Raw genomic sequence first — 10,597 nt, 5'->3', positions numbered from 1 at the left:
ACGGCGCGCCGAATCGGGACGCCCATGGCCATGAGGACGTGGGAGGGCTCCCAGGTGGAGTTGCTGCAGGCGCTGCCGGAGCTGACGGCCACGCCGCGTTCGTCGAGGGCGGCGACGAGGGCATCGCTTTCGAGCCCGCCGAAGGCGACGTTGAGGATGTTGGGGAGGCAGTTCGTCTGGCAGCCGTTGACTTGGACGTCGGGGATGGCGGCGAGGATGCCGTCGCGGAGGCGGTTGCGGAGGGCGAGGACGCGGGCGGAGCGCTCGGCGGTGCCGGTGCTGGCGGCGCGGAGGGCGGCTGCGGTGCCGACGATGCCGGCGACGTTTTCGGTGCCGGCGCGCTTGTGATGCTCTTGGCCGCCGCCGAGGAGGAGGGGGTGAAAGGGGGTGGCGCGGCGGAGGTAGAGGATGCCGGTGCCTTTGGGCCCGCCGAATTTGTGGGCCGAGAGGCTGAGGGCATCGACTCCGAGGGCTTCGACGTCGATGGGGAGCCAGGCGGGCGCCTGGACGGCATCGGTGTGGAGCATGATGCGGTGGCCGCCGGGCGCGGGGCGGCGACGGAGCAAGGTGGCGATTTCGGCGATTGGCTGGATGGTGCCGACTTCGTTGTTGGCGAGCATGATGCTGACGAGGATGGTCTCGGGCCGGAGAGCGCGCTCGAGTTCGGCGAGGGAGACGCGTCCGGAGGCGTCGCAGCCGATGGTGGTGACTTCGAAGCCGAGTTCTTCGAGGAATGCGGCGGCGTGGAGACCGGCGTGGTGCTCGATGGCGCTGGTGACGATGTGGATGCCGGCGCCGGCGCGGCGGAGGGCGTAGGCGATCCCGAAGAGGGCGGTGTTGATGCTCTCGGTGGCGCCGCTGGTGAAGATGATTTCGGAGGGGCGGGCGCCGAGGCAGGTGGCGACGGCGCTGCGGGCTTCGTCGAGCGCTTGCTGGGCATCGCGCCCGATGGCGTAGAGGCCACTGGGGTTGCCGTATCGGACGTCGAGGAATGGTGCCATCGCTTGGCGGGCGACGGTGCGGAGGGGGCTGGTGGCGGCGTGGTCGAGGTAGATCATTTGGGGATGTTCCCCAAGGGTAGCAGAGCGGCTGCCGATTGACGGGCGAGGCGGCTGCCGTGCAGGCTGTTGGGCATGCCGGAGGAGTCGCTCTTGACGGACGAGGTGCGGGCGCTGGTGGGCAGCGAGACGCCGCTCGGCCGGGTTCAGGTGACGCCGCGGGCGTTTCGCCGGGCGTACGAGGTGTACGTTGGCGGGGCGCCGCGGGTGATCCCGGGGGAGGGTGAGGTGGTGCCGGGGTACGTGGTGACGGGGCTGGAGTCGGAGTCGGAGGCGCCGGCTTTTCCGCAACTGTTGCCGAATGCGTTGCTGATTGCGAACGAATGGTGGTTCGAGCGGCCGCTGCGGATGGGGGAGTGGCTGGAGATGGTCCACCGGGTGACGGATGTGCGCGAGCGGTTCGGCGGGCGATTTGGCTACAGTATCGATGTGCTTTCGGAGACGGCGTTTTTCGACGGTGAGGGGCAGCTCGTGGCCCGGAGTGGTCGGACGATGACGCAGTATTCGGCGGTGGAGGCGGGGCTCGGAGGGGAGGAATGAGCGCGGCGGCGGTGACGGTGCGGGAGGGGGATGAGTTCGGGCCGCTGGAGTTGGTGCCGGATCTGGGGCAGGTGATCCGGTATTGTGCGTTGCAGTGGGCGTTTCCACCGTTTTTCTATGACGAGGCTGCGGCGCGGGCGCAGGGCATGCCCGGTACGCTCGTCCCGGGGCCGTTGAAGGTGGGGCTGCTCTACCGTGCGGTGGAGGAGTGGCTCGGGGGGCGGGGCTGGATTCGGCAGGTTCGTGCGGCTCATCGGCGGCCGGACCTGACGGGGCGGCGGATTCGCATCGTGGGGCGGGTGGCCCGGGTGTACGCGGAGGGCGGTTCGCCGCGGGCTGACCTGGAGCTGGCGGTGATCAACGAGGAGGGCGAACCGAGTGTGCGGGGGTTCGCGGTGGTGGAGTTCTGGGGCCGTGGGGATTGAGCCGGAGCGGGCGGCGCGGGATGGCCTCGCGCGCGTTCGGGAGGTGATGGGGCGGTTCGACGATGTGGAGGAGCGGGTGAGCCACGGGGAGGCGGCGTGGTTCGTTCGTTCGGGGAGGCAGGTGGCGATGTTCGCGGACCGCCACCACGATGAGCGGGTGGCGCTCTGGGTGACGGCTGCGCCGGGGATGCAGGAGTCGCTGGTGGCGGCGCGGCCGGAGCGGTATTTTCGCCCACCGTACGTGGGGCATCGGGGTTGGATCGGGGTCTATCTGGATGTGGAGTGCGACTGGGACGAGATTGGGGGGCTGCTGGAGTTGGCGGTGGGGATGGCACGGACCGGACGGGCCCGGGGCAGGCGATGAGCGGCCCGGCTGTTCCGATCGCGGTGAGGCGGGGATAATTCGCGAGAAGTTTCCGCTGGGGGGCGTCGTGTGCACCGGGAAGACGCCTGGCAGATTTTGACGGAGTTCGCGCGGGAGGAACGGACGCGGAAGCATGGCATCGCGGTGGAGGCGGTGATGCAGGCCTACGCGAGGCTGCTGCACGAGGACGTGGAGAAGTGGGGGATCGTGGGGCTACTCCACGATTTCGACTGGGAGATCCACCCGACGGAGGACCTGCACCCGATGGAGGGATCGAAGCTGCTGGCGGCCCGTGGGGTGCCCGAGGACATTCGCTATGCGATCCTGTGCCATGCACCGTTTTTAGGGCTGGAATACCGTTCGACGATGGACCGGGCGATTTACGCGTGCGACGAGTTGAGCGGTTTTGTGATCGCGTGTGCGCTGGTGAAACCTGGGAAGTCGCTTTCGGAGGTGGACCCGGCTTCGGTAAGGAAGAAGATGAAGGATCGGTCGTTCGCGCGGAGTGTGCGGCGCGAGGATTTGATCGAGGGGGCGCGCGACCTGGGCGTGGAGCTGGACGAGCACATTCGGTTCGTGACGGAAGCGTTGAAACCGGTGGCACATCAGTTGGGGGTTCATCCATGAGGGCCGAACAGATTCCGGACCGGAATATCGGGATGGAGATGGTGCGCGTGACGGAGGCGGCGGCGCTGGCGGCGGCGCGCTGGATGGGGCGGGGGGACAAGAACGGGGCGGACAAGGCGGCCGTGGACGCGATGCGGCTGATGTTGGACACGGTGGCGATGGACGGGGTGATCGTGATCGGCGAGGGGGAGAAGGACCAGGCGCCCATGCTCTACAACGGGGAGCGGGTGGGCAACGGACGTGGGCCGCAGATGGATGTGGCGGTGGATCCACTGGAAGGAACGCGGCTGACGGCGATGGGGAGGCCCGGCGCGGTCAGCGTCATCGCGTGTGCGCCCCGGGGCACGCTCTACAGCCCGAAGGATATGTTCTATATGGAGAAGATCGCGGTGGGGCCGGCGGCGAAGGGCTGTATCGATCTTTCGGCGCCGGTGGGGTGGAATTTGGAGCAGGTGGCGAAGGCGAAGGGGATGCCGGTGGAGGAGCTGACGGTGATCATTCTCGACCGGGACCGAAACACGGAGATTGCGGACCAGGTCCGTGCGGCGGGTGCGCGGATCAAGTTCATTACGGATGGCGACGCGCCAGCGGCGATTTCGACGGGGATCGCGGGCTCTGGGGTGGACATGATGATCGGGATCGGGGGTTCGCCGGAGGGCGTGATCGCGGCGGCGGCGCTGAAGTGTCTCGAGGGGGATTTCCAGGGGCGGCTCTGGGCGCGCGACGAGAACGACCGGCGGATGGCGGCGGAGCTGGGGCTCGATCTCGACCGGGTATTGACGATCGACGACCTCGTCCAGAGCGACGATGTGTTCTTTGCGGCGACGGGGGTGACGGGGGGCGAGCTGCTGGCCGGGGTGGAGTTCACGCCGCGGGGTGCGGTGAGCGAGTCGTTGGTGATGCGGTCGCGCTCGGGGACGATTCGGCGGATTCGGGCCGAGCACCATTGGCGGAAGCTGCAGGGGATGCAGAACGGCCGTTAGGGCGAGGCAGGGTCACTTGCCGGCTGCGCGGGCAACGAGCTCGCGAACGTCGGCGGGGGTGTAGGGGCCGAGGCCGGCGTAGGTGACGTTGCCTTCGGCGTCGAGGACGACGAATCCGGGTTGGGAGGCGATTCGGTGGGAGCGGGCGAAGGCGTTTCCGGCCTCGGTGTCGCGGTCGACCATGATGAGTTGGACGAGGTCGCCGTAGTCGTCGACGATGGCGGGCCATTCGGGGCGGATGCGTTTGCAGGTGGTGCACCATTCGGTGTGGATCCAGTAGACGACTGGGCGGCCGGTGACGGCGCCGAAGGGCAGGGGGCGCGCGGCGGCCCGCCCGGACCCGATTGGTGAGGAGGTGTGGGCCGGCGAGGCGCTGGCGGCCGCTGGTTCGGTGGGTGTGGCGCTGGATCCGGCGGGGTCGCTGCAAGCGGCAGCGAGGAGGGCGATGGCGGCGAGGGCGGGGATTGCCGCGGGAAGACGAGAGAAGCGGGACGGGAACTTCACGGGAGTGACGGTAGGGAAGGGGGTGGAAAGGGCGGGGAAAACCGGGGCGGGCGTGGGGAATCGTTCAAGGGATTACCCACCTTCTCGCCAGAGGGAGCGGTTTCGTGCGAGACTGTGGGTGTGAACGGGACCAAGCTGGTGTTGGTGATGGTTGGCGGGGCGGTGGCCATCGTGCTGTTTTTTCAGGCGCTGAATCAGTGGGGATGAGGGGCCAGCTAATGGCCGGCAAAAGTTACAGACCGTTTACACGGGGCCGGGGAGAACGGCCGGAGTTTTCGTTGACCCTATTTCTGCGCGATTCCTACACTGCCGGGAGATGAGGAGATGCTATATGGAGCGTAGATTCTTGCGACGTATGGCGCTCGGGCTGGTGCTCGGGGCGCTGACGATTATCCCGGCGGCCGGTGTGTCGGCGGGGAGCATTCCGGGCGGGGAGCGCGCGGCGACGGTAGGCCGCGGTTTCGACCATGTGGCCGTGCTGCCGGCGCTCTTGCCGAACAGCAAGGAGAACACGAGCACGATCGCGCAGAACAACGGGACGGCGCCGGCGACGATCGTGATGGATATCTACACGCCGGCGGGCGTGCTGATTCCGTCGGCGACGGTTGCCTATAGCAATGTGCCGCCGGGGGGCACGCGGGTGTTCGCGCAGGCGATCAACTCGGGCCTGACGCCGGGCTTTCGCGGTGTGGGGGTGATTTCGAGCGATCAGCCGATCAATGCGTTGCTGGTGCGCGATATTACGTCGAACGCGAACTTCGCGAAGTCGTATTCGATTCACAATGCGTACGCGACGGGCGGGACGAAGGTAACGCTGCCGTACGTGGCGAACGCGCTGAACGGGCTCTACAACACGCGCTTCGCTGTGGCGAATACGGGCACGACTGAGGCCTGCGTCACGATCACGTATGTGTTCCCTGGCTCGGCCCAGGCGCCGGTGGTGGATGCGGGGTCGGGTTCGCTGGCCTGCTCTGGTGGCGGTTATCGCATCCCGGTGGGTGGCCAGATCGCGTTCGCGCCGACGAGCGTGGACGGCGCCATTCCGATGCCGGCCTCGACGCAGAATGCGCTGATGGCGGCGACACTCCAGACGACGAGCTCGACGATCACGGTGGCGGTGGACGCTTACCTGAGCGGCGGCCTGAAGAAGCTGGCATCGTATGACGGCTTCATCGTGGAGCCGGCGAGCGCGAGCGATCTGGGTACGCAGATTTCGATGCCGCTGGCGATCAAGCTGGATGGGTTCTACACGCAGTATCTGCTTTCGAACCCGAATCCGACTGCCACGACGGCGACGATCACCTACGTGGGGAATACGGGGACCTACACGGTGAATCTGAACATCCCGGCGAACGGCACGGCGAGCCACAGCGTCTACGAGGCGGTTGGTGGTATCCCGGAGGGATTCGTCGGGGCGGCGACGATCACGTCGAGCCAGCCGATCGCGGCGGTGTTGTTCCGCTCGAAGATGACGGCTCCGGGCAGCTTCGTGGACGAGGACCTGTACACGGCGGTGAATGGCATCCCGGTGAATCGCGCGACGACGACGGCGAAGCTGCCGCTGATCTTCCGCCGGGCGTACCAAACGGGGAGCTTCAGCGGCTACAACACGTGGGTGAGCGTGAGCGTGGCCGATGGCTCGCAAGCGACGGTGACGATTACGGCGATCAACGATACGTCGAACACGGCGCCGGGCTGCAACGCCCCTGGCACCTACACGACGACGAAGACGATCAACGGGTCGTTCATCTTTTACCAGAATGCGAACACGGATACGGGCCTCGGGTCGACGCCGCCGAGCTGCTTCTGGGGCGGGATGACGATTACGGCGGACAAGCCGATCGTGGTGATCGCGAACGCGACGAACGATTTGAATTTGGGCGACAACGACGGGCTGTACAACGCCTTCAGCAACTGAGGGTTTGCGCGCCGGCTGATGCTCGAGCCCCGGCGCCTGCCAATTGGCAGGCGCCGGGTTCGCGTTTTGGGCACCTGGCGGGTTCGGCTCGCCGGTTGGAGGCGGGGCCGTACCATTGGAGCCGGTGTCGATCGCGTTCGGGGGAATCGTTGCGCTCTTCTTTCGGGGGCTGAACCTGGTGGTGGCGCTCGGGCTCGTCGGGCTTTGCTCGTACGAGCTGGAGAAGGGCGACTATGGGCGGTTCGTGTTGGGGCTGACGTTCGTGGGGATCGTGAACGCGGTGACGGGGGGGTTGACGGCGGCGACGGCGTTCCAGGTGGCGAATCGGCGGCGGGCCCCTGGTGAGGCGTTGGCGAATGGCGGGTTGCTGGGTGGTGGGCTGGGGCTGGTGGCGGTGGTGGGTGGTTTTCTCGCGGGGAGCTGGCTAAGCGGTGGCGCCCGGGAGGAGGCATTGGCGGTCGGCGCGGCTTCGGCGGCGGTGGTGCTGAATAGCGTGGTGGCGGGCGTTTTCCTTGGCCGGGAGGCGTTCGTTCGGTACAACCTGGCGCTGGTCTGCCCGCCGCTTTTTGCGTTGGTGGCGATTGCGGGGACGTTCTTCGTGTTGGGGGAGCGGACTCCGGGGGCGGCTTTGTGGGCGTATGCGGCGGGCTGGTGGCTGGCGCTGGTGGTGCTGACGGCTTCCGGGGGGATGGCGGGGTTGCGGGGGGTGCGGTTGGAGGGCGCGATGGCGGCGGCGATCGGGCGATTCGCGCTGTTGGCGGGGGTGGCGAGCGGGATTTCGTACCTGAATTACCGGGCGGACTTGTTCGTGGTGCGGCATTTCGAAGGGGATGGCGGGGTAGCGGTGTATTCGCTCGCGGTCTATCTGGCGGAATCGACGTGGCAGGTGAGTGGCTCGCTGGCGCTGGCGACGTATGCGCGGGTGGGGTCGCTTTCGCGAGGGGAGGCTGCGGCGCTGACGGCTCGGGTGATGCGTCACACGGTGGTGTTGCTCGGGGTGATCTGTGGGGTGTTGTTCGCGGCTTCGTGGGCGATCGAGGCGGTGGTGTTCCCGAAGTACGGGGGGATGGGGTCGGCGCTGCGGTTCATTTTGCCGGGGGTGCTGTTGTACGGGCTGGCGCAGTCGTTCTCGGGCTTCTATACGTATCAGCGAGGGTTGCCGTGGGTGTCGGCGGTGGTGGCGGGCTGCGGGCTCGCGCTGGATTTGCTGTTCGCGGTGCTGCTGGTGCCGCGGATGGGGGTGGATGGTGCGGCGCTGGCGAGCGCGCTGGCCTATAGTTTGGCGATTCTGGGGGGGCTGAGCGTGTTCATGCGCCAGGAGGGGGTTGGTCCGGCGGGGGTGTTCGGTTTCGGGCCGAGCGAGCTGGAGGATTATCGGCGCTTGTTCAGTCGGCTCCGGGCGGGGCTGCTGCGGGCTTCTGGGTAGCGGCGGGACAGAGGGCTGGGTCGGGCCGTGGGATGGGGATGGGGAGTCCGGTTTCCGGGTCGGGCAGGACGAGCATGGGCACGCCGAAGACGCGTTCGAGGGCATCGGGCTCGAGGACGGCGGTGGGCGGGCCATCGAAGGCTATGGTTCCTTCGCGGAGGGCGATGATGCGGGTGGTGAAGCGGCCGGCGAGGGCGAGGTCGTGAAGGATGGCGACGATGGTGATGCCCTGGGCGTTGAGCCGGCGAAGGAGGTGCATGATCTCTATCTGGTGGGCGACGTCGAGGAAGGTGGTGGGTTCGTCGAGGAGGAGGATTCGTGGCTGCTGGGCGAGGGCCATGGCGATCCAAGCGCGTTGACGCTCGCCGCCGGAGAGGGCGGCGAGTGGGCGCTCGGCGAGGGCGAGGGCATCGGTGGCTCGGAGGGCCCATTCGACGACCTGGGCATCTTGTTGGGTGATGCGCTGGAGGAAGCCTTGATGGGGATAGCGGCCGCGGAAGGCGAGTTCGCGCACGGTGAGGTCGAGGCCGGTGGCGGGCGCCTGGGGGAGGATGGCGAGGAGGCGGGCGACTTGGCGGGAGTTCATGGTGCGGATGTCGCGGCCATCGAGGAGGACTCGGCCGGCGCGGGGTGGGTGGAGGCGGGCCATGCCGCGGAGGAGGGTGCTCTTGCCGGAACCGTTGGGGCCGAGGATGGCGACCATTTCGCCGGGTACGATGTCGAAGGAGACGTCGCGGACGACGGTGCGATGGCCGTGGGCGAGGGTGAGGTGTTCGACGGTGAGTTTCATCGGAAGCGGACGAGGTAGAGGAGGAAGGGTGCGCCGATGGCTGCGGTGATGATGCCCATGGGGACTTCGGCGGGTTGGATGACGAGTCGTGCGCCGAGGTCGGCGAGGACGACGAGGATGGCGCCGTAGAGGGCGCTGAAGGGGATGACGAGGCGGTTGTCCTGGCCGATGGTGTAGCGGGCGATGTGGGGGCAGACGAGCCCGACGAAGCTGACGAGGCCGGCGATGGAGACGGCGGCGGCGGTGAGGATGCCGACGGTGACGAGGATGAAGAGGCGGGTGCGGTTGGTGAGGAGGCCGAGGCCGGCGGCGACGTCGTCGCCGAGGGCGAGGATGTTGAGGCGACCGGAGAGGGCGGCGGCGGCGGCGAGGCCGGCGGCGAACCAGGGGAGTGCGGCCCAGAGGTCGCGCCATTCGGAGCCGTAGAGGCCGCCGGCGAGGAAGCCGAGGCTCGTCTGGAGGAAGGTGCGGGAGCTGGCAAGGAGGCCGACGATGGCGGCGCCGAAGAAGGCGGAGAGGGCGACGCCGGCGAGGGTGAGGCGGAGGGGGGAGACTTCGCTGCGCCAGGCGATGATGTAGAGGATGCCGGCACCGACGATTCCGCCGACGGCGCAGGCGGTGGCGATCGCCCACTGGGGGGATTGGGGGTCGTAGACGATGAGGCTGGCGCTGGCGAGGCCGCAGGCGGCGGTGACGCCGAGGATGGTGGGGTCGGCGAGGGGGTTGCGGGTGACGCCTTGGAGGAGGGCACCGCCGACGGCGAGCCCTGCGCCGACGATCGCGGCATCGAGGAGGCGGGGATACCGGATCTGCCAGACGACGTTGCGGGCGAAGGCGTTGTCGGTTTGGGTGAGCCCGGCCCAGACTTCGCTGGGCGAGAGTCTGACGGCGCCGAACATGAGGCTGGCGTACCCGGCGATTCCGAGAATCACGAGGCCGAGGAGGAGGAGGATGAGCGGCCTCGAGGCGGAGCCGGGGAGCGCTCTGGTTGGAGCGCTCCCCGGCTGTGTGGTTGTTTCGGCTGCCATGTGCGCCATGGTACGGGTTGGGGGCCGAGCCGCCAGCCGGCGGCGGGCGCTACTGCCCCGCGGCGGCCTTTGCGATGGCTTCGAAGGCGAGCTTGACGCGTGGGCCGGGGGCCTGGACGAAGAGTTCGACGTCGGAATCGATCACGTGGTTGTTGGTGACGGCTTTGAGGCCGCGGAAGGGCGGGATGGTGGGGATGAGGTTGGCGAGCCGAGGGGCGGGTGGTGGGGCGGGGGTGATGGCGAAGATGAAATCGGGGTTGAAGGCGACGAGTTTTTCGGGGGAGATGGTGGCGTAGCCGGGGAAGGGGCCGGCATCGGGGAGGGCGTCGGCCGGATTCTGGATGCCGAGCTCTTTGAGGAGGTCGCCGGTGTAGCTGGTGCTCTTGGCGGCGTACAAGGTCTGATCGCGGTCGGAGAGGATGGCGACGGCGGTGATTTGCTTGCCTGCGAGGGCTTTTTTGGCGGCGGCGAGCGACGCTTCGATGTCGGCGATGGCGCGATTGGTGGCTTCGGTGGCGTCGAGGGCGGTGCCGACGAGGCGAAGGGCTTGGAGGACTTGGGCGTAGCTGTTGGCGCCGGCGAAGATGACGGGGACGGGGAGCCCTTCGAGGGGCTGGCGGAGTGCTGGCTGGGCGTGGATGACGGAGTCGGCGATGACGAGGTCGGGCTGGAGGGCGAGGATGGCTTCGAGGTTGGGCTGGTAGGCGGTGCCGACGGGCTGGGCTGCCTGGGCCTCTGGTGGGTAATTAGCGCTCGAGGGGCGCCCGGCGACGGTTTTGCCGGCGGCGTAGACGAGTTCGACGGCTGTGGGGCTGATGGCGACGATGGTCTTGGGTTGGGCTTTGATTTCGACTTTGCGGCCGAGCATGTCGGTGACGGTGACGGGATAGGCTGCGGCCGGGGAGGGTGAGGCGGCGGGTTGGGTGGCCTGGGG

12 protein-coding genes are annotated in these 10,597 nt (G+C 68.1%); 7 read left to right on the top strand and 5 right to left on the bottom strand.

Features of this window, described 5'->3' with window-relative positions; genetic code table 11:
- A partial coding sequence (locus VAE53_RS08280) for a cysteine desulfurase family protein (RefSeq protein ID WP_322818902.1) occupies positions 1 to 1,058 on the bottom strand: 1,058 nt, incomplete at its 3' end.
- Between the two features lie 75 nt (positions 1,059 to 1,133).
- Here VAE53_RS08280 and VAE53_RS08275 point away from each other — a divergent pair.
- The 5 genes from VAE53_RS08275 (at position 1,134) to glpX (ending at position 3,997) form a co-directional block, all read left to right on the top strand.
- Positions 1,134 to 1,598 (top strand): hypothetical protein, encoded by a 465-nt coding sequence (locus VAE53_RS08275; protein WP_322818901.1) that lies wholly within the window; start codon positions 1,134 to 1,136, stop codon positions 1,596 to 1,598.
- On the top strand, positions 1,595 to 2,023 hold the full coding sequence (locus tag VAE53_RS08270) for a hypothetical protein (RefSeq protein WP_322818900.1): 429 nt from the start codon (positions 1,595 to 1,597) through the stop codon (positions 2,021 to 2,023). The genes VAE53_RS08275 and VAE53_RS08270 overlap by 4 nt, the downstream gene beginning before the upstream one ends.
- A 46-nt stretch (positions 2,024 to 2,069) precedes the next feature.
- Positions 2,070 to 2,387 carry an MmcQ/YjbR family DNA-binding protein gene (locus VAE53_RS08265; RefSeq protein WP_369294042.1) on the top strand — a complete coding sequence of 106 codons (318 nt, stop codon included), beginning with the start codon at positions 2,070 to 2,072 and terminating at the stop codon, positions 2,385 to 2,387.
- 69 nt (positions 2,388 to 2,456) lie between these two features.
- Positions 2,457 to 3,014, top strand: a complete 558-nt coding sequence (locus VAE53_RS08260; RefSeq protein ID WP_322818898.1) for an HD domain-containing protein — start codon at positions 2,457 to 2,459, stop codon at positions 3,012 to 3,014.
- A complete protein-coding gene (gene glpX / locus VAE53_RS08255; protein ID WP_322818897.1) occupies positions 3,011 to 3,997 on the top strand; it encodes a class II fructose-bisphosphatase in 987 nt (328 codons plus the stop codon). The genes VAE53_RS08260 and glpX overlap by 4 nt, the downstream gene beginning before the upstream one ends.
- Before the next feature lie 12 nt (positions 3,998 to 4,009).
- On the opposite strand, the gene VAE53_RS08250 is transcribed toward glpX, so the two are convergent.
- Positions 4,010 to 4,501, bottom strand: a complete 492-nt coding sequence (locus tag VAE53_RS08250; RefSeq protein WP_322818896.1) for a thioredoxin family protein — start codon at positions 4,499 to 4,501, stop codon at positions 4,010 to 4,012.
- Positions 4,502 to 4,832: 331 nt separating this feature from the next.
- On the opposite strand from VAE53_RS08250, the gene VAE53_RS08245 reads away from it, so the two are divergent.
- Positions 4,833 to 6,419: a hypothetical protein gene (locus VAE53_RS08245; RefSeq protein WP_322818895.1), complete on the top strand. Its 1,587-nt coding sequence runs from the start codon at positions 4,833 to 4,835 to the stop codon at positions 6,417 to 6,419.
- A gap of 124 nt (positions 6,420 to 6,543) precedes the next feature.
- Positions 6,544 to 7,845 (top strand): polysaccharide biosynthesis C-terminal domain-containing protein, encoded by a 1,302-nt coding sequence (locus VAE53_RS08240; RefSeq protein WP_322818894.1) that lies wholly within the window; start codon positions 6,544 to 6,546, stop codon positions 7,843 to 7,845.
- On the opposite strand, the gene VAE53_RS08235 is transcribed toward VAE53_RS08240, so the two are convergent.
- From VAE53_RS08235 to VAE53_RS08225, 3 genes are all read right to left on the bottom strand, one after another.
- Entirely contained in the window at positions 7,805 to 8,635 is an 831-nt protein-coding gene (locus VAE53_RS08235) for an ABC transporter ATP-binding protein (protein WP_322818893.1), read from the bottom strand. The two genes, VAE53_RS08240 and VAE53_RS08235, sit on opposite strands and share 41 nt — an antisense overlap.
- Complete coding sequence (locus VAE53_RS08230) at positions 8,632 to 9,663, bottom strand: iron ABC transporter permease (protein WP_322818892.1); 1,032 nt, start codon at positions 9,661 to 9,663, stop codon at positions 8,632 to 8,634. Before VAE53_RS08230 ends, VAE53_RS08235 begins: the two co-directional genes overlap by 4 nt.
- A gap of 49 nt (positions 9,664 to 9,712) precedes the next feature.
- The coding region (locus tag VAE53_RS08225; protein ID WP_322818891.1) for an ABC transporter substrate-binding protein at positions 9,713 to 10,597 on the bottom strand (885 nt) is incomplete at its 5' end.

Origin of the sequence: Tepidiforma sp. (genome assembly GCF_034432735.1) — a bacterium.
Classification (GTDB): Bacteria; Chloroflexota; Dehalococcoidia; order Tepidiformales; family Tepidiformaceae; genus Tepidiforma.
This window is presented reverse-complemented; position numbering and strand designations above follow the sequence as displayed.